The 26,461-nt window shown below is 64.1% G+C and carries 24 protein-coding genes; 12 read left to right on the top strand and 12 right to left on the bottom strand.

All coding sequences use genetic code 11. The features are described 5' to 3' along the window. Positions 1-9 precede the first annotated feature (9 nt). From CBW66_RS09700 to CBW66_RS09690, 3 genes are all read right to left on the bottom strand, one after another. On the bottom strand, positions 10-684 hold the full coding sequence (locus CBW66_RS09700; protein WP_086136477.1) for a methionine ABC transporter permease: 675 nt from the start codon (positions 682-684) through the stop codon (positions 10-12). Next, positions 677-1,486 carry a methionine ABC transporter ATP-binding protein gene (locus CBW66_RS09695; RefSeq protein ID WP_086136478.1) on the bottom strand — a complete coding sequence of 270 codons (810 nt, stop codon included), beginning with the start codon at positions 1,484-1,486 and terminating at the stop codon, positions 677-679. Before CBW66_RS09695 ends, CBW66_RS09700 begins: the two co-directional genes overlap by 8 nt. 324 nt (positions 1,487-1,810) lie before the next feature. Then, positions 1,811-2,269 carry a YbaN family protein gene (locus CBW66_RS09690; protein WP_086136479.1) on the bottom strand — a complete coding sequence of 153 codons (459 nt, stop codon included), beginning with the start codon at positions 2,267-2,269 and terminating at the stop codon, positions 1,811-1,813. 467 nt (positions 2,270-2,736) lie between these two features. Here CBW66_RS09690 and CBW66_RS09680 point away from each other — a divergent pair, with 467 nt between their 5' ends. Beyond that, positions 2,737-3,303 (top strand): YceI family protein, encoded by a 567-nt coding sequence (locus tag CBW66_RS09680; RefSeq protein WP_086136481.1) that lies wholly within the window; start codon positions 2,737-2,739, stop codon positions 3,301-3,303. A gap of 178 nt (positions 3,304-3,481) precedes the next feature. Here CBW66_RS09680 and CBW66_RS09675 read toward each other — a convergent pair whose 3' ends face one another. Continuing rightward, the gene (locus tag CBW66_RS09675; protein ID WP_086136482.1) at positions 3,482-5,290 is read right to left on the bottom strand and encodes an NAD(P)/FAD-dependent oxidoreductase; all 1,809 of its coding nucleotides are present in this window, start codon (positions 5,288-5,290) and stop codon (positions 3,482-3,484) included. A gap of 143 nt (positions 5,291-5,433) precedes the next feature. After that, entirely contained in the window at positions 5,434-6,576 is a 1,143-nt protein-coding gene (locus CBW66_RS09670; protein WP_086136483.1) for a sigma-54-dependent Fis family transcriptional regulator, read from the bottom strand. Positions 6,577-6,930: 354 nt separating this feature from the next. Between CBW66_RS09670 and CBW66_RS09665 the strand changes: the two genes are divergently transcribed. The 3 genes from CBW66_RS09665 (at position 6,931) to CBW66_RS09655 (ending at position 10,275) form a co-directional block, all read left to right on the top strand. Then, positions 6,931-8,127 carry a serine hydrolase gene (locus CBW66_RS09665; RefSeq protein WP_230491989.1) on the top strand — a complete coding sequence of 399 codons (1,197 nt, stop codon included), beginning with the start codon at positions 6,931-6,933 and terminating at the stop codon, positions 8,125-8,127. 123 nt (positions 8,128-8,250) lie between these two features. Beyond that, complete coding sequence (locus CBW66_RS09660) at positions 8,251-9,792, top strand: CHASE2 domain-containing protein (RefSeq protein WP_086136485.1); 1,542 nt, start codon at positions 8,251-8,253, stop codon at positions 9,790-9,792. Between the two features lie 63 nt (positions 9,793-9,855). After that, positions 9,856-10,275, top strand: coding sequence for a GFA family protein (locus CBW66_RS09655; protein WP_230491960.1), 420 nt, complete (start codon positions 9,856-9,858; stop codon positions 10,273-10,275). 147 nt (positions 10,276-10,422) lie between these two features. Here CBW66_RS09655 and CBW66_RS09650 read toward each other — a convergent pair whose 3' ends face one another. From CBW66_RS09650 to CBW66_RS09640, 3 genes are read right to left on the bottom strand one after another with little or no spacing between them, the layout of a single operon-like run. Continuing rightward, positions 10,423-13,197 carry an Hsp70 family protein gene (locus CBW66_RS09650; protein ID WP_086136487.1) on the bottom strand — a complete coding sequence of 925 codons (2,775 nt, stop codon included), beginning with the start codon at positions 13,195-13,197 and terminating at the stop codon, positions 10,423-10,425. Positions 13,198-13,202: 5 nt separating this feature from the next. Beyond that, a complete protein-coding gene (locus CBW66_RS09645) occupies positions 13,203-15,071 on the bottom strand; it encodes an Hsp70 family protein (RefSeq protein WP_086136488.1) in 1,869 nt (622 codons plus the stop codon). After that, on the bottom strand, positions 15,068-15,649 hold the full coding sequence (locus tag CBW66_RS09640; RefSeq protein WP_086136489.1) for a DUF2760 domain-containing protein: 582 nt from the start codon (positions 15,647-15,649) through the stop codon (positions 15,068-15,070). Before CBW66_RS09640 ends, CBW66_RS09645 begins: the two co-directional genes overlap by 4 nt. 265 nt (positions 15,650-15,914) lie before the next feature. Here CBW66_RS09640 and CBW66_RS09635 point away from each other — a divergent pair, with 265 nt between their 5' ends. Then, positions 15,915-16,514 carry a transglutaminase family protein gene (locus CBW66_RS09635; RefSeq protein ID WP_086136490.1) on the top strand — a complete coding sequence of 200 codons (600 nt, stop codon included), beginning with the start codon at positions 15,915-15,917 and terminating at the stop codon, positions 16,512-16,514. Positions 16,515-16,530: 16 nt separating this feature from the next. After that, positions 16,531-17,313: a DUF4349 domain-containing protein gene (locus CBW66_RS09630; protein ID WP_086136491.1), complete on the top strand. Its 783-nt coding sequence runs from the start codon at positions 16,531-16,533 to the stop codon at positions 17,311-17,313. Positions 17,314-17,386: 73 nt separating this feature from the next. Here CBW66_RS09630 and CBW66_RS09625 read toward each other — a convergent pair whose 3' ends face one another. After that, positions 17,387-17,584 carry a hypothetical protein gene (locus CBW66_RS09625; protein WP_139841537.1) on the bottom strand — a complete coding sequence of 66 codons (198 nt, stop codon included), beginning with the start codon at positions 17,582-17,584 and terminating at the stop codon, positions 17,387-17,389. Positions 17,585-17,951: 367 nt separating this feature from the next. Between CBW66_RS09625 and urtA the strand changes: the two genes are divergently transcribed. From urtA to urtE, 5 genes are all read left to right on the top strand, one after another. Continuing rightward, entirely contained in the window at positions 17,952-19,205 is a 1,254-nt protein-coding gene (urtA, locus tag CBW66_RS09620) for an urea ABC transporter substrate-binding protein (protein ID WP_086136493.1), read from the top strand. 67 nt (positions 19,206-19,272) lie between these two features. After that, a complete protein-coding gene (gene urtB / locus CBW66_RS09615; protein ID WP_086136494.1) occupies positions 19,273-20,859 on the top strand; it encodes an urea ABC transporter permease subunit UrtB in 1,587 nt (528 codons plus the stop codon). Further along, positions 20,856-21,977, top strand: a complete 1,122-nt coding sequence (urtC, locus tag CBW66_RS09610) for an urea ABC transporter permease subunit UrtC (protein WP_086136495.1) — start codon at positions 20,856-20,858, stop codon at positions 21,975-21,977. Before urtB ends, urtC begins: the two co-directional genes overlap by 4 nt. Positions 21,978-21,985: 8 nt before the next feature. Further along, a complete protein-coding gene (urtD, locus tag CBW66_RS09605) occupies positions 21,986-22,804 on the top strand; it encodes an urea ABC transporter ATP-binding protein UrtD (RefSeq protein ID WP_230491988.1) in 819 nt (272 codons plus the stop codon). A 2-nt stretch (positions 22,805-22,806) separates the two neighbouring features. Beyond that, positions 22,807-23,505: an urea ABC transporter ATP-binding subunit UrtE gene (gene urtE / locus CBW66_RS09600; protein ID WP_086136497.1), complete on the top strand. Its 699-nt coding sequence runs from the start codon at positions 22,807-22,809 to the stop codon at positions 23,503-23,505. A 138-nt stretch (positions 23,506-23,643) separates the two neighbouring features. Here urtE and CBW66_RS09595 read toward each other — a convergent pair whose 3' ends face one another. Both CBW66_RS09595 and CBW66_RS09590 read right to left on the bottom strand, forming a co-directional pair. After that, positions 23,644-24,228: a chromate transporter gene (locus CBW66_RS09595; protein ID WP_086136498.1), complete on the bottom strand. Its 585-nt coding sequence runs from the start codon at positions 24,226-24,228 to the stop codon at positions 23,644-23,646. After that, complete coding sequence (locus CBW66_RS09590; RefSeq protein WP_086136499.1) at positions 24,225-24,812, bottom strand: chromate transporter; 588 nt, start codon at positions 24,810-24,812, stop codon at positions 24,225-24,227. The genes CBW66_RS09595 and CBW66_RS09590 overlap by 4 nt, the downstream gene beginning before the upstream one ends. A gap of 220 nt (positions 24,813-25,032) precedes the next feature. On the opposite strand from CBW66_RS09590, the gene CBW66_RS09585 reads away from it, so the two are divergent. Further along, positions 25,033-25,254: a hypothetical protein gene (locus CBW66_RS09585; protein ID WP_086136500.1), complete on the top strand. Its 222-nt coding sequence runs from the start codon at positions 25,033-25,035 to the stop codon at positions 25,252-25,254. Positions 25,255-25,670: 416 nt separating this feature from the next. Here the strand turns inward: CBW66_RS09585 and CBW66_RS09580 are convergent, their stop codons facing one another. Then, positions 25,671-26,270: a two-component system response regulator gene (locus CBW66_RS09580; RefSeq protein WP_227742005.1), complete on the bottom strand. Its 600-nt coding sequence runs from the start codon at positions 26,268-26,270 to the stop codon at positions 25,671-25,673. Positions 26,271-26,461 lie beyond the last annotated feature (191 nt).

The following is a 26,461-nucleotide window of genomic DNA, read 5'->3' as shown; positions in this document are numbered from 1 at the left end:
GAAGATGAATTAACGTTTGTCGAGGCGTTTGGCGACGCGCGTGCCGGCGAACTGGATGGTTTGCACCAGCACGATCAGGATGGCCACGGTGGCGACCATGATGTCGGTTTCGAAGCGGTAGTAGCCGTAGCGGATGGCCAGGTCGCCGATGCCGCCGCCGCCCACCACGCCGGCCACGGCCGAATACGACAGGAAGCTGATCGACAGCACGGTCAGCGCCAGCACCAGGCCGGAACGCGCTTCGACCAGCAGCACGCGGAAGATGATCTGCATTTCCGACGCGCCCATGGCGTGCGCCGCCTCGATCACGCCGCGCGGCACTTCGCGCAGGTTCTGTTCCACCAGGCGCGCCAGGTAGGGAATGGCGGCGAACGACAGCGGCACGCTGGCCGCCAGCGGGCCGATCGAGGTGCCCGCGATGATGCGCGTAAACGGCGTCAGGGCGACCAGCAGGATGATGAAGGGGAAGCTGCGCACGGTATTCACCAGCCAGCCGAGAATGGTCGACAGCGGACGATTTTCCAGCGACTGGCCTTCCGAGACGAGGAACAGCAGGATGCCCAGCGGGCCGCCGATCAGGATGGCGGCCGTCAGGCCGATGCCCAGCATGGTCATGGTCTGGCCCAGCGCCACCCAGATTTCGGGCAGCAGCTTGATGACGTTATTGATCGATTCTTCAAACATGTGTTGCATCCTTCCATGCGGTGGCTTCAAACGCCTCGGTGCCGTAATACGCCAGCTCGCGTCCCAGCGCCGTCTTGCGCGGGGTGGCCGTGTCGCTCAAGTCGAATTGTTCGGCGATGGCGCCGCTTTCCACGACGGCCACGCGGTTGCAGATGGCGCCCAGCACCGACAGCTCATGGCTGACGATGACGATGGTCACGCCGAGGCGCGCATTGATGTCGCGCAGGGTGTCGAGCAGGGCGCGCGTCGTTTCCGCGTCCAGCGCGGACGTCGGCTCGTCGCACAGCAGCACGTCGGGGTGGCTGGCCAGGGCGCGGGCGATCGCCACGCGCTGCTTCTGCCCGCCCGACAATTGCGCCGGATAGCTGTGCAGCTTGTCGGACAGGCCGACGAGCGCCAGGCATTCCTCGACGCGGGCGGCGATCTGCTCGCCCTTGGCCGTGCCGTGGATTTTCAGGGGGAAGGCGACATTGTCGAAGACGCTGGCGTTTTGCAGCAGGTTGAATTGCTGGAAAATCATGCCGATATTCTGGCGCGCGTCGCGCAGTTCGCTCTTGCCCAGGCGCGTCAGTTCGCGTCCGGCCACGGTAATGGTGCCGCTGTCGGGACGCTCAAGCAGGTTAATCAGGCGCAGCAAGGTCGATTTGCCGGCGCCGCTCTTGCCGATCAGGCCGAAAATATCACCGGGATAGACTTCCAGCGTGACCGATTTGACCGCGTGGAATTGTTCGCCCTTGGGCAGCGCGAAGGTCTTGTTCGCGCCATCGATGCGAATCACCGGCGTGCGGTGTGATGTGGTCATGCAGTGTTTCCTTTTTTATTGGACCGTCACAGGCGTGCTTGCAGGGGCCAAATCGCCCAGCCTGTTACGTCGGTTGCGTAGTATACCTCCGATCGTGTTATTACTCCTACGACAGAATCTTGCTTTGAATATGCAAATAATGTCTATGCGACGGTTTTCAAGTTAAAAAAGCGGGAAAGCGGCATTCTTGCCGAATTTAATCGCGCCGATGGGCGTGGCGTAGCCGCATCTTGGTGAAAAGTTCGACGCGCCGTGTGCCGGCATCGCGGTGATTTTGTGTGCGGTTCGGCTCAGTTGCCGTTTTTTCGACGCGGGCAGGGCCGCTTACTGCCTGCGATTGTCCTCTTGACGGGCAGATTCTGCTCCGCCGGCCGCAGGACCTTCTGGCCGCCGCAGCAGGTAGAAGAGGACGGCGAGCTCCATGGCGCCCACCATGGCGATGACCCACCACGGCGGATGGCCGAGGCACATGGCGACGAAGCCGATGGCCATGCCCAGGCAAGCCATGGCCTTGCCGCGCCGCGACACGGCGCGGTGTTCGCGCCACTGGCGCAGCGGCGGGCCGAAGCGGGGGTGGTGCAGCAGCCAGTGCTCGAGGCGCGGCGAGGCGCGGCTGAAGCAGGCCAGGGCGAGGATCAGGAAAATCGTCGTCGGCATGACGGGCAGCATGGCGCCGATGATCCCCAGCAGCACCATCAGGGCGCCAGCGGCGGTCCAGGCCCAGCGGCGCAGGCGCGCGCCGTGCGCTTCGCGCAGGGAAACCTGGGCGTGCGGCTCCCGCATCAGGCGGGGGCGCCGGCGGTCAGGCCCTGGCTGCGGAGCGGGGAAACGATAGGCTGTGCGTTCAAGGTGTGCGTGTCGTGGCGGGTGGCCGTCATGTTTTTCTGCCGTATGTGCTGCGCTATTATGGATGAATCAAGGCGAAGCTGCAGGCTTGCCGGGGCCGCGATGATAACAATCCCGCGGAACAATAACAAGAATCATTCTCATTGGTCGCATGGTCCGAGGCGCCGGATAACGCTGGATATTTTTTGCAATGCAGACAATAATCGGCAGCAGAAGGCGCTGTGGCGGAGCTGATCTAGTCTATTATCGATTTTATCGATGCTAACTAGGTATATTTTCCGTTTTACATCGATCTTCATGCCATGCATAATCTGTTGCAACTGAAGCCAGACAATCAGCCGCAGCGCTTCCCGCCTGCAGCCGGTTGCGGTTTTGACATCCTCCACTCCAAACAGGAATTTACAATGAAAAAACTGCTCGCTTTTATCGCCGCCGCCGGCTTCTCGCTGTCCGCCTTTGCCGCTCCGGAAGTCTATGTCATCGATGGCAGCCACACTTTCCCCCGTTTCGAATACACCCACATGGGTTTCTCGACGCAGCAAAGCCGTTTCAATAACACCACCGGCAAGGTCACGCTGGACCGCGCCGCCAAGACGGGCGCCGTCGAAGTGCTGATCGACACCAAGTCCGTCGACACAGGTTCGACCCTGTTCAACTCGCACATCCAGGGCGAAGACTTCCTCGACACGGCCAAATATCCGGTCGCCACGTACAAGTCGACCAAGTTCAATTTCGACGGCGACAAGCTGGCGTCCGTGGAAGGCAACCTGACCCTGAAAGGCGTGACCAAGCCAGTCACCCTGACCGTCACCTCGTTCACCTGCGCACCGCATCCGATGCTGAAGAAAGACGCGTGCGGCGCCAACGCCACGGCCAAGATCAAGCGCTCGGAATTCAACGCCGGCAAATATGCGCCGGCCGTCAGCGATGACGTCACCCTGACGTTTGCGATCGAAGCGATCAAACAATAATACTGTTTGGTGCGTGATAAAAAATGGCGGCGGACTTCGGTCCGCCGCCATTTTTTTTGAGTGGCAGTAGGTCGGATTAGCGCGGCAAAGCCGCGCGTCATCCGACATGAGCCGCCTGCAATGTGTCGGATTACGCGCTTCCCGCGCTAATCCGACCTACACGGCTTGCTTGCTACGATCACGCCAGGTGATGCACCTCCTGCTGCCCATACACGGGGGTAGGCAACCCCTCCATGCGCGCCTTCAGCTGCAGCGACAGGTACTGGGAATAGTGGCGCGACTGGTGCAGGTTACCGCCGTGGAACCACAGCGCTTGCTGCTGCGTGGGTTTCCACATATTGCGCTGCTCGCCCTCCCATGGGCCCGGGTCCTTCGTCGTGGCCGAACCGAGGCCCCACACCTTGCCCACCTTGTTGGCCACCTCGGGGGAGATCAGGTCGGCCGCCCAGCCGTTCATGGAGCCGTAGCCGGTGGCGTACACCACCAGGTCGGCGGGCAGCTCCGTGCCGTCGGACAGCACGATGGAATGGGCTTTCAGTTCCTGCACGCCGACGCCGCTCTTCAGCTTGATCTTGCCGTCGGCGACCAGCTCCGAGGCGCCCACGTCGATGTAGTAGCCGGAGCCGCGGCGCAGGTATTTCATGAACAGGCCCGAATCGTCGTCGCCGAAATCGAGCATGAAGCCGCGTTCTTGCAGGCGCTGATAAAAGTCCGCGTCGCGCTCGCGGATGGCCTGGAAGACGGGCTTCTGGAAGTCGGCCAGGAGCTTGTACGGGATCGAGGCAAACGTCAGGTCGGCCTTGGCCGTCGTCATGCCGGCCGCCAGCGCCCGTTCCGAATACAGGTCGCCCAGCGCCAGGTCCATCAGGGAGTCGGACTTGACGATGTGCGTCGACGAGCGCTGCACCATGGTCACGTCCACGCCCGCTTCCCACAGGGCGGCGCAGATGTCATGCGCGGAATTGTTCGCGCCGATGACCACCACCTTCTTGCCGGCATACGCGTCCGGCCCCGGATGCTGCGACGAGTGCTGCTGCTCGCCCTGGAACACGTCCATGCCCTTGAACTTCGGCATGTTCGCCTTGCCCGACATGCCCGTGGCCAGCACCAGCTGCTGCGGTTTCAAGGTGACGGGCTGGCCGTCGCGCAGCACCCGCACCGTCCACTCGCCGCTGGCTTCGTCGAAGCTGGCCGATTCGCATGACGTCGAACCCCAGTAGTTCAGTTCCATCACCTTGGTGTACATTTCCAGCCAGTCGCCGACCTTGTCCTTGGGCGTGAAGACGGGCCAGTTGTCCGGGAAAGGGATGTACGGCATGTGGTCGTACCAGACGGGGTCGTGCAGGCACAGCGATTTGTAGCGCTTGCGCCAGCTGTCGCCGGGACGGGCGTTTTTCTCGATGATGATGGTGGGGACGTTCAATTGGCGCAGGCGCGCGCCCAGTGCGATGCCGCCCTGGCCGCCGCCGATGATGACGCAGTAGGGCTGGCGCGCGTAACCGAGTTCTTTGGCTTCCTGTTCGCGGTTTTCCAGCCAGCTGCTGCGGTTGGCGCGTGCGCCGTGTTCGGCGCCCATCGGCCGCCGGCCGCCCTTGGCTTCCTCGAAACCCTTCAACTCGCTCATGGTGGTGAGCAGGGTCCAGATCTTGCCGTCGCGGATGCGGATGAAACCCACGCCGCGCGCCGCGTTCGTTTCCACCGTGATCCAGCTTTGCAGCACGCCGCCCGCTTCCACCGCATGCTCGCCGTCGGCGATGCGGATGGAGACGGGCTGCACGGCGCCCAGCTGGGCGGCCAGCATGGCGGCGATCTGCCCGCGGCCTTCCAGGGTTTTCAGGTTCCAGGTAAACAGCACCAGGTCGCGCCAGTAGCCATCCTGTTCGAACAGTTGCGCGGCGCCCGTGCCGTCGCTGGCGCGAAGCAGCCCTTCGAGCTGCTCCAGGATGCCGGCCACGGCCAGGTCGTGCGGGTTGATTTCGGTTTGCATCGTGTCTCCTCCAAGTCTGCTGACTGTATGATGGGATGCGGCTGTGTTGCCGCTGACGATGTTGTAACACTGGCGTTTTGCAGCCGCATCCCGCAGCGCAGCATGGCGGAATCTGAGACGGAAATCTCAGCTTGCCGGATGCCTTACTGGCGGTGCGGCGGCACGATATGCAGCTGCTTGAGGCGCCGGTACAGGGTGGCACGCGAGATGCCCAGCATGGCGGCCGCCTGCAGCGGGCGCCACTTGGCGGTGTTCATGGCGTTGACGATGCGCGTGCGCTCGGCCAGCTCCGGCGGCGTGCAGGCTGGCGCGTCCTGCGTCACGGGAGCGGCGTTCTTGACGCGTGCCCGCGCGCTGGTCTGGCGCAGCGGCGCGCGCACGCGCGCGTGCAGCCAGGTGCTGCCGCCGGCCAGGCGCAGCGACAGCAGATTGTGTCCCGTACGCGCATCGAACAGCCGTTCGGCGCGTACTTCCAGCACTTCGGCGACGGGGCGGGGAAGGGCGTCCAGCCCCCCGATGACGTCGCGCGCGCAGCGGTTGGCGGCGACGATGGCGCCATGCTCGTCGATGGCGAGCAGCATTTCCGGCTGCACTTCCACGAAGTGGCGGTTGCGGTGCGCCAGCAGGATGCAGCAATGGCCGTAGGAGGTGAGAAAAAAGCCGTCCTCGATCAGCGTCGCGCCCTGGCGCACCAGCTGTTTCACCAGGCGCTGGCTGTCGCGCGCATCGGGCGAATTCAAGGCCGACGCATCGAGCACGCCGATCAAGTCGCCGCGCGGCGAAAAAATCGGTGCGGCGCTGCAGGTCAGGCCCGTGAAGGCGGCGCGAAAATGGTCGGTCTTGTGTACGGTGATGGCTTCCTGGTCGAGCAGCACGGAGGCGATGCCGCACGTGCCTTCCTCCTCCTCCGACCAGCATGAGCCCGGGTACAGGCCCGCCTTCTTGAAATCCTTGCGCTGCTCCGTGTCGACCGCGTAGTCGATCGTCACGCCGCGCGCGTTGGCGAGGATGACGCAGTAGCCGGCTTCGCGCACCATGGCGTGCAGGCGCGGCAGGCACTGGCCGGTGGAGCGCAGAAAATTTTCCTCGGATTGCTGGATGGCGCGCAGTTCCGCGCCCGTCAGGATGCGTGGCCCCGTGGTGGAGGCGGGGTCGAGCCGGTAGTCGTCCAGCGAGCGCCGGTACGACGACGCCAGCCTGGCCGTATCGGCCCCTGGATTGACGACGCGACCGGCGATCAGGTCGCGCACGCGTTCGATATGGCTGGTCTGGCGGACGTAGGGCATGGCGCTCTCCGGTATCTCGGTATTTTTTATGGCATTCCCGTTTGTAGCATGAAGGCCGGGATGGCGCATTCTGCGCTGCAGCATGGCGCGCGCGTGAGACGCTTGTCTCAGCGACTGGCCCGCACGATACGATGCCGTAGAACAAGATAAAAAGTTTCTCTGTTAGCATGCATCGCATGAAGCGAACGCCGTTGCCGGCGCCAGCCACAACGGGAGAACTGCATGAAAATACCTTCACCAATCCGCCGCCTGGCCCTGGCCGCCGCCTGCCTGGCGCTGTCCGCCGGCACTCACGCGGCCGAGGCGACGCCGCCGCTGTCGGCCACCGCCAGCGATCCGGCCGCATTGCAATGGATGGTGGGCGCGCCGCCGCCGGCCGATAAAATCATCCGCTTCGACGATGGCAGCTATTTCAATTTCCCGCAGCTGCGCTGGAGCGTGTCGCACTTCCGCCAGCTGATGCCGACGGTGGACGTCTCGCGCGGCTTGAACGCCCCCGTGCCCTTGAAACGCGCGCTGCGCCAGGATATCGACAGCCTGCGCTTCACGCCTTTGGGGGCGAAGGAAACGATGACCTGGGAACAGTCGCTGGGCGCCAACTACACGGACGGCATCGTGGTGCTGCACCGGGGCCGCATCGTCTATGAACGCTACTTTGGCGTATTGATGGAAAGCGGCCAGCATGGCGCCATGTCGGTGACGAAGTCCGTCATGGGCACCATCGGTGCGGCGCTGGTGGCCGAAGGCAAGCTCGATCCGGACAAGAAAGTGGCCGAGTATGTGCCGGAACTGGCCAGATCCGCGTTTGGCGACGCCACGGTGCGCCAGGTGCTCGACATGACCACGGGCCTGAAATTCAGCGAAGATTACGCCGACCCGAAAGCGGAAGTGTGGCAGCACGCGGCAGCCGGCAACCCGCTGCCCAAGCCGAAGGACTATACGGGGCCGCGCAGCTATGTCGAGTACCTGCAAACGGTGCGGCACGAGGGCCGGCATGGCGAGGCGTTCGGTTACCGCACGGTCAACTCCGACGTGCTGGGCTGGATCATCGCCCGCGTCACGGGACAGAACGTCAACGACTACCTGTCCCAGCGTATCTGGCAAAAGCTGGGCGCCGAGCAGGACGCCTACATGAGCGTCGATTCGACCGGCACGCCGTTTGCCGGTGGCGGTTTGAGCACGGGCTTGCGCGACCTGGCCCGTTTCGGCGAAATGCTGCGCAACGATGGCCGCTACAACGGCCAGCAAATCATCCCCAAGGCGGTGGTCGACGATATCCGCCGTGGCGGCGACAAGCAGCTGTTCGCCAAGGCTGGTTATGAGTTGCTCAAGGGCTGGAGCTACCGCGACATGTGGTGGGTCACGCATAACGAGCATGGCGCCTATACGGCGCGTGGCGTGTATGGCCAGCGCATCTACGTCGACCCGAAGGCGGAAATGGTGATCGTGCGCTTCGCCTCGACGCCGACGGCGGCCAATGCGGCCAACGATCCGACCACCACGCCGGCCTTTGAAGCGCTGGGCAAGCTGCTGCTGGCCAAGCCGAAATAAGCGCTGCCGCGCAGTTGCGTGGCCAGCCGTGCGGCCGAACGGACACAACTGCAATACACTATCCTTTTGTTATTATTTGTTGCTTGAGTTGCAATTCAAGCATCGCACGCAAGGGGAGCCGCCGTGGAAACCAGCCAGCCGGAACAACTGCGCCCCCCGCTGTGGCGGCGCCTGCTGTGGCCGGTTGCCCAGCTGGGCTCGGCTTTCAAGCTGACGGGCACGCATCTGCTGCACCACGTGATCGGCGCCAGCCTGATCGCCGCGCTGATGCTGGCGCTGGAAGGTTTTCACGTGCTCGAATGGCTCGACGCGGCCATGCTGCGCGCCAGCGCGGAACAGGGGCAACTGCTGAAGCGGGGCAAGGACCCGGGCGCCGCCTACCGGCCCGGCATCATCGAAATCGACCAGCCCGCGTTCGAACAGGTGTTCGACGAGCGCGAACCGCTGGAACGCACGCGCCTGGAGCAAGTGATCGCCAGCGCCGCCGCGCGTGGCAGCAAGGTGCTGGCCATCGACCTGGACCTGGCACCGGCCGTGTATGAGCAGCACAAGGCGGGCGAACGGCCGCTCGACAGCCTGCTCGACCGGCTGGCCGCCCATGGCAAGAAACTGGTGCTGATCCTGCCCGAGCAATCGGACCGCAACGCGAACCTGGCATGGATACGCGCGCGCTGCGCGGCCGGCATCCACTTTGCCAGCCCGCAGATCCGCGAACGCATGGGCGCCGTCACGCGCATCGAGCTGAAAAGTCCCGTGCTGGCGGCCGTGGCCTTCGAGCTGGCGCATGGCGCCGATGAACAGGAGCAGAAACAGCCGATGCCGGCCATCCTGTCCGAGCAAAAGGAAGGGCTGACGCTGGCCGGCCGCGTGTGCCGGCTGGCCCGGCGCACGGGCAGCGAAAAGGAATTGGCGCGCTGGGCCTTCGAGCCCGTCATCCACGGCGACGCGAAGGATGCGGCGGAACAGAACGCCGTCACCGCGCCGTTTCACCCGGCCGCCGTGGCGCCGGCCTTCCTGAACCCCACGCGCACGCGTGTCAAACTGGTCGATGGATTGGCCGGCGTGGACGCCGGGGCGCCCCGCAAGCACGTCGTGTACATCGGCAGCACGTATGACGTGCGCGACCGTTATACGACGGCCGAAGGCGAGCAGGCGGGCCTGCACCTGCACGCGGCCGCCCACACGTCGCTGGGCATCGGCACGGCCGACGTCAATAAATATGCGGTGTTCGCGGCCGACATCGTCATCGGCGTGCTGCTGGGCTGCCTGTTCGGCGGCCTGTGGACCCTGTATGGCCGCGCCGAACTGGCCATCGACAAGCGCATGGAAGACCACGATTTCAGCCGTCTGCACCGCATGGGCACCCTGGCGGAATTCTATGGCATCCGCCTGATGCTGGCGCTGGTGTGGGCCTCGCCCCTTGCCATCGGCGCGCTGGCCATCTACCTGTCGCGCGGCTTGCTCGAGCAGGGCTGGTGGGTCAATCCCGGGCCCCTGATCGCCGGCATGTTCCTGCACGCGATGTCGCTGCGCGACGAAGCGCACCACCCGCACGAGGAAGTGCCGGGGCTGTCCGTGTGGGCCCAGCTGCGCCGCACGCATCCGGGCATCGTGCTGGTGCAGGCGCCGCTGGCGCTGCTGCTGTTGATCGTTGCCGTGATCTGACGCAAACCGTGGCGCCGCGGCGGCGCTAAACTGGGCGCCTTTTTCATATTGCAGGAGGATGCCATGCTGACGGGAGGATGTTTATGCGGCGAGGTCCGCTATGACGCTGGCGCGGACAGTTTCCATCAAAGCGCCTGCCACTGTTCCATGTGCCGCCGCGCGTCGGGCGCGCCGTTTGTCGCCTGGTTCAGCGTGCCACGGGCGAACTTTCGCTGGCTGCAGGGGCAAGCCATGCCGTATGCGTCCAGCGTCCATGGCACGCGCAGCTTTTGTCCCCGCTGCGGCACGCAGCTGACCTTTGAAGACAGTGCCTATCCCGATGAAGTCGACGTGACCACCTGCAGCCTGGACAATCCCGATCAGCTGCCGCCGCACCGCCATATCTATACGGGCACGCAGCTGGAGTGGATGAAGATCAATGATGGCCTGCCGCGCTATCGCGGCTCGCGCAGCGAAGAGGCGCCGTCTGGAAGGTCGGATTAGCCCGGCGGGCGTAATCCGACATGCCGTTGCCGCTCAAGGAAGCGGCATTCTGTCGGCAAGCGCACTGCCGCGCTATTGCCCCATTTTTGGATGATAGTGGCATTGTCGGATTACGCTACGCTAATCCGAGCTACGTGACCCGTGGTTTCAGCCGATCAGCTTCAAGCCCGGCGGCAGCGCCTCGCCCAGTATGCGCTTGGTAGCTGTTTCATCGAGCTGTGTCACTTCGCTGACCATCGTTTGCCACAGGGGCGGGGCGCCCACGGCTTTCAGGCGGGCGAGGATGGTGGCGCGCAGGTCGTCGCCGATGTCGCGCGAGCGGTCGCCCGTCATGCGCGCCAGGTGGGCGGCGGCAAACGCCGCCGGTTCCACCTTTTTCCAGTCCAGCGCCAGCAGCACGGTCAGCCAGTCGGCCACGCTGGCGCTGTCGACCACTTCGTGCGCGCTGCCGTGGAAGGGCTGGCGCGCGCCGACCCTGGCCAGCGCCCACAGGGTGTTCGTGTCGGCCGCTTCGTCCTTCCTGCCGGCTTTCTCCAGCCGTTTCAGCAGCCAGGCGCCCACTTCGGCCTTGTAGGCGCCGGGGATGCACTCGAGCGATGCGCCCAGGCGCAGCATGTCGTCGTCGCTGCCATTGACCAGGGTGACGGGGCGGCTGCCGCGCTGGGCCGCATCGGCTTGCAGGTTGAAGGCGAAGTCGTCGAGCAGGCGCAGCTGCTGCTCCGAACTCAAGCCGCCGGCGACCCGGCGCCACAGGGTCCACCATTCGGCGCACACCTGGTTGTCCTTGTGATGCTGCACTCCTGTATCGAACAGGGCCCACAGCTGCTCGATGCGCCACGGGTCGAGCGCGTCGCCATAGCCGGGCCGCAAACAGTAGCCGGTCAGGTTCAGCCACACCCGCTCATGTTCGGCGGAGCGGCGCCGGCCGCGCGCGCGCAGCAGGAGGGCGTCGAACAGTTGGCGCAGCAGCGGCGTCTCCCAGCTCTCGCGCCCGCCCAGTCCCCGTTCCAGATGCTGGCGCAGCTGGCGCACTTCTTTGGTCTCGACCTTTTGCGCCTTGCCGCCGAAGATGCGCTCGATCTTCTCGATGGCTTCTTTTACGCGGGGCGAGACGCTGACCGTTTCGGCGGGCGTTTCCTCTTCGCCGCGCAACTGGAATTCCAGCAGCCAGCGCATGCTGGCATCGGCTTCGGCCACGCAGTGCACTTCCAAAGTCCCTACCTCGGTCATGACGGTAGCCAGCTGTACGGCGATCTCGCGCTTGTCATTGCCTGCGTCGCCGGCGTGCAGCACGCTGGCCAGCGGCGGCAGGCGCAGATACTCGCCCGCGTCCAGATCGACGATCTCGCCCAGCTTGGGCGGCGTGCCCGCCTCATAGAGGGACGTGGCCAGGTGGAAGCGCACGGGCCGACCCAGGCGCAGCGCGAACAGGCGCTGCGTCAGGCGGATTTCTTCGCCGCTGGCGCTGCCACGGGGCAGGATGCAGACGGCGCGCTGGTCCTTGCCCGCCTCGCCCAGCACGAGGAAATAGCTGCGCGGCGAGCCGCCGCCGATGCGCGGCGCCTGGCCGCGCCGCGCCAGCGCGTAGGCGACGGCGCCACGGGCCACGGCCACGTCGGGGTTATCGTTGTGCAGGATGGTCAGGGGCTGGCCCCGCCAGTGCGCCAGCGTCTCGGCCAGGCGGCGCGCCAGCGCGTCGGCGCGGAACACGCCGCCATTGAGCAGCAGGGTGTCGGGCAGCTCGCCCTGATGCTGGTGCAAAAAGCTGGCCAGGTGGCGCGTGATGGCCGCGTCCTGCGCATACGGCAGGCCGAATTCGACGATGCCGGCACGGCCTTTTTTTGCCGTGTCGCCCAGTTCCACCTTCGGGAAGAAGCCGTCGACCACCATGGCCGCCACTTCCGCGCGCGTGACGTCGGCCGAACGGCTGCCACCGATCAAACGCGATCCCGCCCCCAGCAGGGTGACGGTGGTGCTCTCGGGCGCGTCGTTCGACAGCAGCAGTTCCTTGGCGGCGCGGCAGCGCTCCATCAGCTGCGACAGGCGCGCGGCGGACAGCTTCATGCCGCCTTCGACGCCTGCCGCCATGCGCGTTTCCACCAGGTGGGCCAGCGCCAGGTCCATATTGTCGCCGCCGAGGATCAGGTGGTTGCCCACGCTGCTGCGCGTGAGCTGCGGTGCGCCATCGTCGTCGAAGGCCACGTCAATCAGGCTGAAATCGGTGGTGCCGCCGCCCACGTCGCAGACCAGAATGCGGCGTGTAGCGGCCAGGTCTTCGCGCAAGGTGGCACGCCGGCGGTGCAGGTAATCATAAAAGGCAGCCTGCGGTTCTTCCACCAGGCGCAGCGCGGGCAAGCCCGCCAGGCGCGCCGCTGCCAATGTGAGTGCGCGCGCACCCTCGTCGAACGAGGCGGGGATGGTCAGCACCAGTTCCTGCTCTTCGAGCGGAGCGTGCGGGAAGCGGTGATTCCACGCGGCGCGCACGTAGGCGAGGTAGCTGGCGCTGGCCGCCACGGGCGACACCTTGGCCACATCGGCATCGGCGCCCCACGGCAAAATCGGCGCCTGGCGGTCCACGTTCGCGTGCGACAGCCAGCTCTTCGCGCTGGACACAAGCCGGCCCGGCACTTGCGCGCCGAGCTGGCGCGCCAGGGCGCCCAGCACGGCATGCTCCAGCTCCAGTTCCTGCTGCGGCCACGGCAGCGTCAAGTCGCCGGCCGCCAGTTCGCCGGCGGCGGGGTGGTAGCGCAAGGACGGCAGCAGGGGGCGTGCGCCCACTTCGCCGGGCGCGACCAGCTGCTCGATGGCGAACAGCTTGATTCCCGCCTGCGCGTCGCTGGTATCCGCATACGCCACCACCGTATTGGTGGTGCCCAGGTCGATGCCGACCAGGAAGGCCGGCTTGCCCACTGCGCTGCCCATGGCGCTTATTGCGGCGTGCCGCGCACGTCGAATTCCACCTTCCAGCGCTCGGCGCCGTCAAGGGACACGGCCAGCAGCTCCAGGGTGCCCGCTTCCGTCACTCGGGCGTGCAGTTTGACTTGCACCACGTCGCCGGCCTGGCGGCCTTCGGCGGACAGGGTCGCCTGGATTTCGCTCAGCTCCTGCAATTCATCGGGACCCCAGAAGTCGAGCAAATCGCCGATCTGGTCGTTGCGGCGCGTGGACGAGGCGAAGAAGCGGAAGTGCACGGGTTCGCCCACGACGAGGCCGAATTGCTGGCCCGGCAGTTCCAGCTCGCTGCCTTCTTCCATGCCGAACGGCGCCACGCACAGGGCCTGGATCGGCGGTTCCATGCCGGGGATGGCGGGCATGGCCGATTCGATGGCCACATAAAAGGCGCTGGCCGTGCCGCCGCGGATGCGCACGCCATGGCCGCGCCGCACGTAGCTGTAATAGGCGGCGCCGCGCGCCACGGCCAGGTCCAGGTCGGCCCCGGCCAGCATGCGCGCCGGTTCCGCGCCTTCCATGTACAGCCAGTCGTTGACGGTGCTCATGATGCGCTGCACCAGCAAGTCCGACTTGAAGACGCCGCCGTTGAACAGCACGGCCGTCGGATGCAGGAAGCTGGCGCCTTCCGCCTGGCGGCCCGCGAAGCCTTCCAGTTCGCTGGTCGCCGCCACTTGGCGGCTCAGGAAGGCGGCCAGGTGGCGCGTGATGGCTGCGTCCTGCGCGTAGGGCAAGCCCAGTTGCGTCAGTCCGGCGCGCGTGCGCACGGCAGGGCGGCTCGATGCCTCCACCTGCGGGAAGAAGCCGTCGAGAATGAAGGTGGATACTTCCGCGCGCGTCAGTTCCGTGCGGATGGAGCCGCCGATCAGCTTCGAGCCGCGGCTGGGCACGACGATCGGTGCCACATCGAGGCCGCTGTCGGCCAGCAGGCTTTCCTTGGCGCTGCGGCAGCCGTAGGTCAGCGCGCGCATTTGCCAGGCGTCCAGCTGGGTGCCGTTGGCGGCGAGTTTACGCGCCACCAGGTGGGCCAGGGCCAGGTCCATATTGTCGCCGCCCAGCAGGATATGTTCGCCGACGGCCACGCGGTGCGGTTCCAGCACGCCGTCGCGCTCGAGCACGGCGATCAGTGAAAAGTCGCTGGTGCCGCCGCCCACGTCGACGACCAGGATGATGTCGCCGGGCTTGACTTCCTTGCGCCAGCGTCCTTCGCTGGTCTGGATCCAGCTGTACAGGGCCGCCTGCGGCTCTTCGAGCAGGGTCAATGCGGTGTAGCCGGCCGCCTGCGCCGCTTCCATCGTCAGCTCGCGCGCGGCCGGGTCGAACGAGGCGGGTATCGTCACCGTGATTTCCTGCTCGGCGAACGGCGCTTGCGGGTGGGCGTGGTCCCAGGCCTGGCGCAAGTGCGTCAGGTAGCGCGTGGCGGCCGTGATCGGCGAGATGCGCGGCACTTCCGCCGGCGCGTCGTTCGGCAGGATCGCTGCGCGGCGGTCCACGCCCGGGTGGCACAGCCAGCTTTTCGCGCTCGACACCAGACGGATCGGCGTGGTGGCGCCGCGGCTGCGGGCCATTTCGCCCACGACGAACGGCGCTTCCGCTTCCTCGGTGACCCAGGGCAGGGCCAGGTCGCCCGCCGCCACTTCATCAAGGTGCGGCAGGTAAACGAAGGACGGCAGCAGTGCAAGGTCTTCGACGGTGCCCGGCGCCGACAGCTGCGGCACCTTCAGCACGCCGTGGCTGGACTTTTCGCCGTCGCTTTCGACCAGGTTCACATATGACAGGGCGCTGTGGGTGGTGCCCAGGTCGATGCCGATGGCGTAGCGCGGGGTGTTGTTCGTTGCGTCGTTCACAGTTCCACCTCGGCCGGTGCCAGGATGGCGGCGTCGTGCTGTCCGCTCAGTTTCGGCAGGCGCACGCTGGAGGCGCGCCAGCCGCGGTGGCTCAGGGTACCCGTGAACGGCGCGGAACCGACGACGTTGCCCGTCAGGCGTACTTGCGCGGAATCAAAACCTTCCTGCAGCACGATGCGGCTGCCCTCGGCTTCCTGGCGCACGGCGTCGATGGTGAAGTATTCGCGCATGACCTTGGCGCAGCCTTCATGCACGACGCGGGCGGCCGCGCCGATGTCGGCATCGGCATGGCTGCCCAGGTTTTCCTGGGTGAAATCGATCAGGCGCGCTTCGCGTTGCAGCAGGGCCAGCAATTGCAGGGCCGCATCCGGCGTTGCCTCTTTTAATATGACGGGCGCGGCGGCCGGCGCCGACACGGGGGCCGGAGCGGGCGCCACCGGCGCCACAGGGGCGGCCTCGGGCAGGGACAGCTTTTCCACGCGGGCCGCATAGGCGGCGTCCGACAGGGTGCTGAAGAAGGCGCCGAAAGCCAGCGGGACACGGCGCCAGAACGATGGGTGGGACGATGAGGTGCTCATAGGGAACTCGTTTCTCTGATCTGTAGGGAGGCGTCGGCGGCGCGCCCGGTGGCGGGTCCGCTTCGCAGGATAGTGCATGTGCCGGGCCAACAGGGCCGGCAGCGTTTGCCCGCATGATACCAGCTACCGGGCCGGCGCCAAAGTCGCCGGCCCTCGCGCAGCCAGCCTGACGCGTGGATTTTCTTTGTTCCTGCGCAAAGAAACGGTGAATCTTGCGCCGCTTCGACTAAAATCGCGCATTATCTTTTCGCATTGCCTTTATGTTATGTCTACCGATTTCTCCCTCTATCTAGCCAGCAGCACTCATATCGACAGCGACCATCCTGCCGTGCGCGCCAAGGCGGCCGAACTGGCGGCCGATGCCGTGGGCGACGCCGCCATCGCGGCCCGCTGCTTTGCCTTTGTGCGCGACGATATCGCCCACAGCTGGGACTACCAGCGCAATCCCGTCACTTGCCGCGCGTCCGACGTCTTGCAGCATGGTACGGGCTATTGCTATGCGAAGAGCCATCTGCTGGCCGCGCTGCTGCGCGCCAATGGCATTCCTGCCGGCCTGTGCTACCAGCGCCTGGCCGTCGGCGAAGTGGGGCCGCCATTTTGCCTGCATGGCTTGAACGCCGTGTATCTGCAGGAGTATGGCTGGTACCGTATCGATGCGCGCGGCAACAAGCCCGGCGTCGCGGCCGCCTTCACGCCGCCGCGCGAGCAGCTGGCCTTTCCCGTGCTGGCGCCCGAGGAACGCGACTTGCCGGAAATCTGGGCGGAGCCCTTGCCCCAGATGATCGCATCGCTGACCGGTCATGCGACCGTGCAGGACGTGGCCGCGCACTTGCCCGATATCGAACTGCTGCCGCAGTCCAAATAACTCGAAGAAAGACATCATGAAAAAAGTGTATCTTGGTCTGATCGGCCTGTTGCTGCTGGCCGGTTGCGGCGGCAAGGGCGAGAGCGGCGGGCAAGCGAGCGCCGTGCGTCTCGACGGCAAGGAAAAAGGCAGCGAGTTTCTTGCCTATGAACATAATGTCAGCGTCGATACGAACGAGGCGCAAGTGCGGCCCCTGTATGAAAAAGTGCTCGCCGCCTGCAAGGCCGACACGGACAATGGCTGTTTGCTGCTTGATTCCAGCATCGACGGCGGCCGTTACGTGCACGCGCGCATCAGCATGCGCGCCAAGCCGGCCGGCATCAAGAAGCTCGTTGCGCTGGTCGCGTCCGAAGGCGACGTCACCAGCCAGGGCACCAAGGTGGAAGACCTGGGCCGGCCCGTACTCGACAGCAAGAAGCGCCTGGACATGCTCAAGCAGTATCAGGCGCAGCTGCAAGGCCTGGAAAAGCGCTCGGGCACGAACGTCGATGCGCTGATCAAGGTGAGCAAGGAGCTGGCCGCCGTGCAGGTGGAACTGGAGCAGGCGACGGCGGCCGATGCGCTATTGATGCAGCGCATCGACACGGACTTGCTGAACGTGGCCATCAGCGCCGAAGGCAAGCAATCGTTCTGGCGCCCCGTCAAGCGCGCGTTGGGCAATTTCACGGAAAACCTGTCGGAAGGCGTGGCCAACGCCATCACGGCCATGGCCTACATCCTGCCGTGGCTGCTCGCTTTCGTGCTGCTGTTCCCGCTGGGCCGCAAGGGCTGGCGCCGCTTGCGAGGTATCAAGGGCTAGGCGCGCCCCAGACATGAACAGGGCCTGCGCGTGGCAGGCCCTGGAACGACGTCACGTGCTTGTCGCAGCTTGATCAGGCGCTGCGGTTCGTCGTGCTGACAGACACGACTTCAGCCGCTTTTTTCGGACGTTTCTTGATATTGCTGCCCGTACTGCCTTCGTCGTCGACCTTGAGTTGGCTCGTGCTCGTGCCACCTGCCGGGGCCGTCGTAGGTGCGGCGCATGCGCTCAACATCAACAGGGCGCACACGCCCGCGATCATATTTTTCATGAGTGAACTACCTAAGTGAGTTAAGTAACGGGGAAAGAAGCAAGTACCACGCTGATTTCATGTTTACTCACGCCGCCAGGCAATGCGACATAAGAGTGTCATATCTTAGTGTGCTTATCAAGAAAGCTCAATTGGTTTTTGGTTAATTGCATTATTAATATCGTCCGGCCGTTTTTTCTGTCGAGGACATGGCGCTGTATTCCCCAGAAAGTGGCGCTGCCGCACCAAAACGGTGGGTCGCGCGCCTGATCTTGCCATCGTTGTCTCCCACTCCCCGCAACTGCCGGGAAATGTGCCTGGCATGCATTCTGCTTTAACAACATCGCAGGCCCAGCTCGATCCCCACGAACCCATCACAGGAGTCACCATGTCACGACGCATCATCCTGAAAGCGGCCGCCGCCGGCGCATTCGCCCTGGCCACGTCCACCTGCATGCAGGCTGCCCTGGCCGCCGATACGATCAAGGTCGGCATCTTGCACTCCCTGTCGGGCACCATGGCCATCTCCGAAACCTCGCTCAAGGATGTGGCGCTTATGACGATTGCTGAAATCAATGCCAAGGGTGGCGTGCTGGGCAAGAAGCTGGAAGCCGTCGTCGTCGACCCGGCGTCGAACTGGCCTTTGTTCGCGGAAAAAGCGCGGCAACTGGTGGCGCAGGATAAGGTCGCCGTGGTGTTCGGCTGCTGGACCTCCGTGTCGCGCAAGTCGGTGTTGCCCGTGTTCAAGGAACTCAACAGCCTGCTGTTTTACCCCGTGCAATACGAGGGCGAGGAATTGGAAAAGAATGTGTTTTATACGGGCGCCGCGCCGAACCAGCAGGCGATTCCCGCCGTCGAATACCTGATGAGCACAGATGGCGGCGGCGCCAAGCGCTTCGTGTTGCTGGGCACGGATTATGTCTATCCGCGCACCACCAACAAGATATTGCGCGCCTTCCTGAAAAGCCGTGGCGTCAAGGATAGCGATATCAGCGAGGTCTACACGCCGTTCGGCCATGCCGACTATCAAACCATCGTCGCCAACATCAAGAAGTTTTCCACCGGCGGCAAGACGGCCGTCATTTCCACCATCAATGGCGATTCGAACGTGCCGTTCTACAAGGAGCTGGGCAATGCCGGCCTGAAAGCCACGGACGTGCCCGTCGTCGCGTTTTCCGTGGGCGAGGAAGAGCTGCGCGGCATCGATACCAAACCCTTGCTTGGTCATCTGGCGGCGTGGAATTATTTCGAATCCGTCAAGAACCCCGTGAACGCGGCCTTCATCAAGCAGTGGAAAGCGTACGCCGTGGCGCAAAAGCTGCCGAACGCGGCTTCGGTGGTGACGAACGATCCGATGGAAGCGACCTATGTCGGCATCCATATGTGGGCGCAAGCCGTGGAAAAGGCGAAATCGACGGACACGGACAAGGTCATCGCCGCCATGGCGGGCCAGAGCGTCAAGGCGCCATCGGGCTTCACCCTGACCATGGATGCCACGAACCACCACTTGCACAAGCCCGTGATGATCGGCGAGATCAAGGCCGATGGGCAATTCAATGTCGTGTGGAAAACCAAGGAAGCGATACGCGCCCAGCCGTGGAGCCCGTATATCAAGGGTAATGAGGGCAAGCAAAAGCTGTAAAAGCCACGCCAGCGCCAGCGGACACGCGTCCGGTGGCGCCGACCATCAACGCTTTCCCGGGAACTCAATGAGGCTATTCACATCGCTGCTGGTCTTCGCCTGCCTGTGCCTGTCGTCCATGGCGCAGGCCGCCATCCCTCCCGACCTGCTCAAACCGCTGGCCGGCGACGATCCCGACGCCAGGGTCGCCGCCGTGGCCCGGATCGCCGCCCTGGCCACGCCCGAGGCCGCCAAGGTGCTGCACGCCTTGCAGAACGACAGCCTGTACGCCGCGCCCGACGGCAAGGCGTACATCGTCGACGGCGAGCAGGCGCTTGACCCTGCCATCGGCCAGAACGTGCCGCTGCCGGAAGGCATCGATGGCGTGATGGTCAACAACCGCTTGCGCGCGGCCGTGGCAGGCGCCTTGTCGGGCTTGCAGCTGCTGGCGCCGGAACGCAGCGCCCGGCTGGCGGCCGCGCAAGCCTTGCAAAAGGCGGTCGACCCGGCGCAGCTTCCGTTGATCCGCACGGCGCTGGCGCGGGAAAACGATGGCGAGATCCGGCAGATATTGCAGGTGCTGATCGCCAGCGCCAACCTGCATGCGCCCGATGCGGCCACGCGCAAGCAAGCCGTGCAGGCGCTGGCCGGCAGCAGCGATGCGCGTTTGCTGCCGGTGCTGCAAGCCATGCTGGAGAAGGGCGGTGAACCCGACGAAGCCGTGCAGCTGGCCGCCATCGACACCCTGCGCCAGATCAAGGGCAGAGTGGCGCGCATGGAATTGGCCGGCAATGTGTTTTATGGTGTTTCGCTGGGCAGCGTGTTGCTGCTGGCCGCGCTGGGGCTGGCCATCACCTTCGGCTTGATGGGTATCATCAATATGGCGCACGGCGAATTGCTGATGATAGGCGCGTACACGACCTATTTGTGCCAGCTGTTTTTCCGCGCCTACCTGCCGGGCCTGCAGGATGCGTATCTGCTGGCCGCCTTGCCGGCCGCCTTTTTTGTTGCCAGTTTGGTCGGCGTGGCGCTCGAACGCACGGTGATCCGCTGGCTGTACGGGCGGCCGCTGGAAACCCTGCTGGCCACCTGGGGCATCAGCCTGATCCTCATGCAGACGGTGCGCACGATCTTCGGTGCGCAAAACGTGGAAGTGGCCAATCCGGCCTGGATGTCGGGCGGCATCAGCGTGCTGGGCGGCCTCGTGTTGCCGTACAACCGCCTGGCCATCATCGTCTTCGCCATCGTCGTCGTCGTGGCCGTGTGGCTGATCCTCAACAAGACGCGGCTGGGCCTGTTCGTGCGGGCCGTCACGCAAAACCGCCGCATGGCCGATTGCGTGGGCGTGGCCACGGGCAAGGTCGACATGCTGACCTTCGGCCTCGGTTCCGGTATCGCGGGACTCGGTGGCGTGGCCTTGTCGCAGCTGGGCAATGTGGGGCCGGACTTGGGCCAAAGCTATATCGTCGACTCCTTCATGGTGGTGGTGCTGGGCGGCGTGGGGCAGCTGGCCGGCACCGTGATCGCCGCGTTGGGCCTGGGCGAAGTGAACAAATTCCTCGAACCGGTGGCGGGCGCCGTGCTGGCGAAGATCGCCATCCTGGTGTTCATCATCATTTTCATCCAGCGCCGGCCGCAGGGCCTGTTTGCCATGAAGGGACGCAGCGTCGAATGACTATCTCCTACCCGATCAAACAGGGCCTGTTTTCGCGGCCCGTCTGGCTGGCGATTGCCGCCTGCAGCGTGCTGGCGGCGCTGTTGCCGATTTTTAACCTGATGTTTGCCGAAGGCCATGCCTTGCACGTGTCCGCCTACACGGTGGCGCTGGTGGGCAAGTTCATGTGCTATGCGCTGGCCGCGCTGGCGCTGGACCTCGTCTGGGGCTACACGGGTATCCTGTCGCTCGGCCATGGCGTGTTTTTTGCCTTGGGCGCGTATGCGCACGGCATGTATCTGATGCGCGCCATCGGCGACCAGGGCCAGTATCGCAGCAGCCTGCCTGATTTCATGGTCTTTCTCGACTGGAAAACCTATCCGTGGTACTGGGCCTTCACGGAACACTTCTGGTACTGCATGGCCCTCGTAGTACTGGTGCCGGGCGTGCTCGCCTTTGTCTTCGGTTATTTTGCCTTTCGCTCGCGCATCAAAGGCGTGTATTTTTCCATCATCACGCAAGCGATGACGTATGCCTTCATGCTGCTGTTTTTCCGCAACGACACGGGCTTTGGCGGCAACAACGGTTTCACGGATTTCAAGACGATATTGGGTCATGACATCACGGCGCCCGCCACCCGGGCCGTGCTGTTCCTGCTGACCCTGGCCTTCCTGCTGGCGGCCTTGATCGGCGCGCGCGCCATCGTCCGCTCGAAGCTGGGCCGGGTGCTGCAGGGCGTGCGCGACAGCGAGGCGCGGCTGATGTTTCTCGGCTACAACCCGCTGTGGTTCAAGCTGTTCGTCTGGACCTTGTCGGCCGTGCTGTGCGGCATCGCCGGCGCCCTGTACGTGCCGCAAGTGGGCATCATCAATCCGTCCGAAATGTCGCCGGCGAACTCCATCGAGATGGTCGTGTGGGTGGCCGTGGGCGGGCGCGGCACCTTGCTCGGCCCGATTGTGGGCGCCTTTACCGTGAACGGCTTGAAAAGCTGGTTCACGGCCGCCTTGCCGGAACTGTGGCTGTTCGCGCTGGGCTTGCTGTTCATCGGCGTCACCCTGTTCATGCAGCAGGGCATGCTCGGTGTGTTGAACAAGCTCAAAAGCAAGAAAACGGCCGTCTCGGCCGAGGAGGCCGCATGAGCATCCGCATGTTGCCCGGCATGGCCAGCGCCGAGGCTGGCCCCACGTATTCGCGCGTAAAAGGCGAGGGCGTCGATACGACGCATGGCGCGATTTTGTATCTGGAAGATATCAGCGTGTCGTTCGACGGCTTCAAGGCCATCAACAAGTTGAGCCTCGACATTTCCGTGGGCGAGTTGCGCTGCATCATCGGCCCGAACGGCGCGGGCAAGACGACGATGATGGATGTCATCACGGGCAAGACGCGTCCCACGTCCGGTACGGCCTGGTTCGGCCAGACCATGAATCTGGCCAGCATGACGGAAGCGCAGATCGCCCACGCGGGCATCGGCCGCAAGTTCCAGCGCCCCACCGTGTTCGAGCAGCACACGGTATTCGACAACCTGGAACTGGCGATGAAGATGGACAAGCGCGTGGCGCCCACCCTGTTTGCGCGCTTGTCTTCCGAGCAGGCGGGCAGGATTGAATCGGTCTTGCGCCTGATACGCCTGAATGGCCACGAAGCGCGGCCGGCCGGACTGCTGTCGCATGGGCAAAAGCAGTGGCTGGAAATCGGCATGCTCTTGATGCAGGAACCGCAGCTGATTTTATTGGACGAACCGGTGGCCGGCATGTCCGACGCGGAAACGGCGCGCACGGCGGAGCTCCTCAATGAATTGCGCGGCAAGCATTCGATCATGGTGGTCGAGCACGACATGGGTTTCGTGACGGACATTGCCCAGCAAGGCATCGTCACCGTGCTGCATGAAGGGGCCGTGCTGGCGCAGGGGCGCATGGATGAAGTGCAAGCCGACGAGCGCGTGATCGAAGTCTATCTGGGAAGGTAACCATGCTCGAAGTGCAAGAATTAAATCAATACTATGGCTCCTCGCACACCTTGCGCGGCATCGACCTGTCGGCGCGCAAGGGCGAGTGTTTGGCCCTGCTGGGACGTAACGGCGTGGGCAAGACGACCTTGCTGAAATGCCTGATGGGCGTGCTGCCTGTGGCGCAGGGCAAGGTGGTATTCCATGGGCGCGACATCACCGGGCTGGCGCCGCATGCGCGCGCCAAGCTGGGCATCGCCTACGTGCCGCAGGGGCGCGACATCTTTGCGCGCCTGACGGTCGAGGAAAACTTGCTGATGGGCATGGCGGTGAAGCGGGGCAGGCTGGCCACGCGCATCGATCCCCACGTGTACGAACTGTTTCCAGTATTAAAAGAGATGCTGCAGCGGCGCGGCGGCGATTTGTCCGGTGGGCAGCAACAGCAACTGGCCATCGCCCGCGCCCTGCTGGCCGAGCCGCAGCTGATCATCTTTGACGAGCCGACAGAGGGCATCCAGCCCTCCGTCATCAAGGATATAGGCAGGGTCATTTCCTTGTTGAAACAGCGGGGCGACATGGCCATCGTGCTGTGCGAACAGTATTTCGATTTCGCCCGCGAACTGGCCGACGACTTTATCGTGTTGTCGCGCGGCAGCGTGGTGGCCAGCGGCAAGGCGGAACAGATGGATGGCGAGGACGTGAAGCGGCATCTGGCAGTATAAGGAGCAAGGCCTGGCAACACCGTAACGAACGGAAGGAAGGCTCGGCGCCCCCGTTGGCTCGAGAAGCGCAACGGTACGAAGGTACAGTGAGCATCGCAGGCCGCAAATGACGACGCGCAGCAGGTTTTGATAGGCGTTTTAAACGAACTGGAGCCAGCCCAGTACAGCGCCTGCCGCCAGCAGCCACAATAAATGGATCTTCGTGCGCCAGATGATCAGGCCGGCCACGATGGACAGGCTCCACAGGGGCCAGTCGGTGCGGATGTCATGGTTGGCGCCGCCCAGGATCATGCCCGTGGAAATCAGGAGGGCGACGACGATGGGTGCCATGCCCTGCTTGAAGGCGCGCACGGGGCGCAGGTCGCGGTTGCGGTAGCCCCACTGGGCCGCCACATAGGTCAGGGTGGTGCTGGGCAGCATGATGCCCACCATCGTGATGAACACGCCGAGATAGGCGGCCGTGTAGCTGCCCGCATTCATGCCCACATTCCAGCCCATCAGGGCGACGAACAGCACATTGGGGCCGGGGGCGGCTTGGGCGATCGCGATCGACTCGTTGAATTGCGCCTGCGTCAGCCAGCCATGCTGTTCGACGAGGAAGCGGTGCATTTCGGAGGTGGTGGAAATGGCGCCGCCGATCGACATCAGCGACAGCATCAGGTAGTGGCCGAACAGGTTCAGCCAGTCGCCCGCGCTTAACACCAGTTGCAGGGGCGGATTCATGTGGACAGCTTTCGATAGGTGAGCAGGCAGCCGATGCCGCCCAGGCCCAGCAGGATGTACAGCAGCGGCCAGCGCAGCACGGCCACCATCAGCACGCCCAGCACGGTGATGGACAAGGTCAGCCACAGGGGCAGCGGATGCTTGGCCAGCGCAGTCGCCAGCTTCACGCCCGTGGCGGCGATCATGCCGGCCGAGACAGCCGCCATGCCGCGCAGTGCGCCCGCCATCTGCGGATTGTCGCCAAAGCGCGTGTACAGTACACCCAGCACGAGCACGATGACGAGCGGGGCGGTCAGCATGCCGGCCAGCGCCGTCAGCGCGCCTTTCAAACCGAAATAGCGCCCGCCCACCATCAGCGATAGGTTGACGACATTCGGCCCGGGCATGATCTGCGCCACGGCCCAGTCTTCCAGGAATTCCTCCTGCGTCAGCCAGCGCTTGCGCTCCACCATTTCGCGCTGGATCACGGCCAGCACGCCGCCAAAGCCTTGCAGGGCCAGCCAGGTGAACGAGAAGAACAGGTCGGCAAGGGAGGCCGGTTGCGGGCGGGGCAGGTCGGGCGGAGGCGTGGAAGGCGAGGGCATGGCTGATTATCGCCGTGGCCGATCGCGCTTGTCCATCGCTTTCGACTCTGCTTGTGCCTGCAAGAAAAAAACCGTGGCTCATGTTTCCCTGCCATTGACATCGAGAGTTTATCGGCAATACTTTTAGCGGAAACATGACCGCTGTCCCTGTCCGCGCTGACGTGGCTCGTCCCCGCTACGCCCACTCATCCCTCCGTCCCCTTCGCAGGAGTTGCTTATCATGCCTCATTCCACAGAAACGCTGCATATGCCCGCCAAAACCGTGGTGCTGCATGCCCGCATCGACCAGAAGATGTCCGATATCGTCAATCTGGGCATCGCCGTGCAGGCAGCCTTCAGCACCTTGTGCGCGCTGGAATACCTGAAGTCGTACAATGTCGCCCCCGACCTGATCGAGCGCGTGCTGCTGCATCCGGAGCAGCGCCGCCAGGCCGTGCACTGAGTGTCCTCGCGGCAACTGTGTTGCCGGCAGCGTCGGCCCGGTGTTGTCGGATTGATCATTACGGCTCAGTTATGCACAAATGATGGGCTAACGAAATTGGCGAAATAATTTTCTTGTGATTATGCGTGACTTTCTAAGTGTTTGATTTTAATGGATTTTATTTTTGCTGTTTGATTGAGCAGTTTATTGAAAGCCGCACGGGCTGTGGCTTTGAAGGCTGTCAATAGGCCCTTATCCACAAAGATATCCACAGTCCGTGTGGATATCTGAAAAAGCGCTTAACAATCCGCCACTTAGGAAAAAGGGATGGGCCAGCGCCTGCTTTCGGCGCGCGGGATGGGCCAAAACGGGGCATGCCACAAGCCTGTATGCCTATCCAGTGCTCTTGTTTTTATGACTGAAAGTAGCGGCTGTGTTCAGGGCGTGCCGCCGGCCGGCGCCGCTGGCGTGTCGCCGCACTGGGCCAGGGCGGCAGCCAGTTCGGCGACTTGCTGCTCCGCTTCGCGCAAGGTGGCATAGGTGCGCAGCGAGGCGATCACGGTGGTAAACAGCTTGCGCGTGGTGAGGTCGGTCTTGCACCAGAAATCGTTGATGTCGTAATCGATGATGATGCGGTGTTCCAGCGCCTGGCCGGGCTGGCCCGTGCGCAGGATGATGCGCACGGCGCTGTTGTGTAGCTCTTCGCGGATCTGGCGCGCCACTTGCAGCCCGGCATCCTGGGTTTCCATGATCACATCGAGCAGCACCACGGCGATATCGGAAGTGCCGCGCAGCAAGGTGAGCGCCTCGGCGCCCGAGTAGGCGTGCAAAAAGCTCAGCCTGCGGCCCTGGAAGCTGGCCTGGCTGAGGGCGAACTTGGTCACCACGTGCACGTCGACATCGTCATCGACGATCAGCACGCGCCATGGCGCCGCGGTGGCAGGCTCTGCCGCCGCGTCTGCCCGTTCCAGCGGTTCGTCGACCAGCCAGTCCGGTTCGTCCGCTCCCTTGGCGGCGTTGTCGCTATCCATGTTCATGCGTTTATCCACCGTTGATCGTGCTTGCTACTCCACACTATGCCAGTCTACGGGGTTTGTCAAAACAATGCTGTTCAAGCAAGACGGCCAGCCGCCTGAATTGCTTATGCACAGAAAAATATATTTTCATGGCGGCGAAGTAACTTTGCTTGAGCACAAATTCGTGATTGCAAGTCATTGATTTCATTGGG

The sequence above is a fragment of the Janthinobacterium sp. GW456P genome (assembly GCF_002127655.1).
In the GTDB taxonomy this organism is placed as follows: Bacteria; Pseudomonadota; Gammaproteobacteria; order Burkholderiales; family Burkholderiaceae_D; genus Janthinobacterium.
This window is presented reverse-complemented; position numbering and strand designations above follow the sequence as displayed.

What these genes read in the sequence shown, in the direction of transcription:
- CBW66_RS09625 (WP_139841537.1), bottom strand. Translation starts at nt 17,584, where the DNA reads ATGAAAAATATGATCGCGGGCGTGTGCGCCCTGTTGATGTTGAGCGCA.
- CBW66_RS09585 (WP_086136500.1), top strand. Translation starts at nt 25,033, where the DNA reads ATGCCTCATTCCACAGAAACGCTGCATATGCCCGCCAAAACCGTGGTG.
- urtC (WP_086136495.1), top strand. Translation starts at nt 20,856, where the DNA reads ATGACTATCTCCTACCCGATCAAACAGGGCCTGTTTTCGCGGCCCGTC.
- CBW66_RS09675 (WP_086136482.1), bottom strand. Translation starts at nt 5,290, where the DNA reads ATGCAAACCGAAATCAACCCGCACGACCTGGCCGTGGCCGGCATCCTG.
- CBW66_RS09690 (WP_086136479.1), bottom strand. Translation starts at nt 2,269, where the DNA reads ATGCGGGAGCCGCACGCCCAGGTTTCCCTGCGCGAAGCGCACGGCGCG.
- CBW66_RS09595 (WP_086136498.1), bottom strand. Translation starts at nt 24,228, where the DNA reads ATGAATCCGCCCCTGCAACTGGTGTTAAGCGCGGGCGACTGGCTGAAC.
- CBW66_RS09650 (WP_086136487.1), bottom strand. Translation starts at nt 13,197, where the DNA reads ATGGGCAGCGCAGTGGGCAAGCCGGCCTTCCTGGTCGGCATCGACCTG.
- CBW66_RS09630 (WP_086136491.1), top strand. Translation starts at nt 16,531, where the DNA reads ATGAAAAAAGTGTATCTTGGTCTGATCGGCCTGTTGCTGCTGGCCGGT.
- urtB (WP_086136494.1), top strand. Translation starts at nt 19,273, where the DNA reads ATGAGGCTATTCACATCGCTGCTGGTCTTCGCCTGCCTGTGCCTGTCG.
- CBW66_RS09665 (WP_230491989.1), top strand. Translation starts at nt 6,931, where the DNA reads ATGGTGGGCGCGCCGCCGCCGGCCGATAAAATCATCCGCTTCGACGAT.
- CBW66_RS09635 (WP_086136490.1), top strand. Translation starts at nt 15,915, where the DNA reads ATGTCTACCGATTTCTCCCTCTATCTAGCCAGCAGCACTCATATCGAC.
- CBW66_RS09680 (WP_086136481.1), top strand. Translation starts at nt 2,737, where the DNA reads ATGAAAAAACTGCTCGCTTTTATCGCCGCCGCCGGCTTCTCGCTGTCC.
- CBW66_RS09640 (WP_086136489.1), bottom strand. Translation starts at nt 15,649, where the DNA reads ATGAGCACCTCATCGTCCCACCCATCGTTCTGGCGCCGTGTCCCGCTG.
- CBW66_RS09670 (WP_086136483.1), bottom strand. Translation starts at nt 6,576, where the DNA reads ATGCCCTACGTCCGCCAGACCAGCCATATCGAACGCGTGCGCGACCTG.
- urtA (WP_086136493.1), top strand. Translation starts at nt 17,952, where the DNA reads ATGTCACGACGCATCATCCTGAAAGCGGCCGCCGCCGGCGCATTCGCC.
- CBW66_RS09695 (WP_086136478.1), bottom strand. Translation starts at nt 1,486, where the DNA reads ATGACCACATCACACCGCACGCCGGTGATTCGCATCGATGGCGCGAAC.
- urtD (WP_230491988.1), top strand. Translation starts at nt 21,986, where the DNA reads ATGTTGCCCGGCATGGCCAGCGCCGAGGCTGGCCCCACGTATTCGCGC.
- CBW66_RS09655 (WP_230491960.1), top strand. Translation starts at nt 9,856, where the DNA reads ATGCTGACGGGAGGATGTTTATGCGGCGAGGTCCGCTATGACGCTGGC.
- CBW66_RS09580 (WP_227742005.1), bottom strand. Translation starts at nt 26,270, where the DNA reads ATGAACATGGATAGCGACAACGCCGCCAAGGGAGCGGACGAACCGGAC.
- urtE (WP_086136497.1), top strand. Translation starts at nt 22,807, where the DNA reads ATGCTCGAAGTGCAAGAATTAAATCAATACTATGGCTCCTCGCACACC.
- CBW66_RS09700 (WP_086136477.1), bottom strand. Translation starts at nt 684, where the DNA reads ATGTTTGAAGAATCGATCAATAACGTCATCAAGCTGCTGCCCGAAATC.
- CBW66_RS09590 (WP_086136499.1), bottom strand. Translation starts at nt 24,812, where the DNA reads ATGCCCTCGCCTTCCACGCCTCCGCCCGACCTGCCCCGCCCGCAACCG.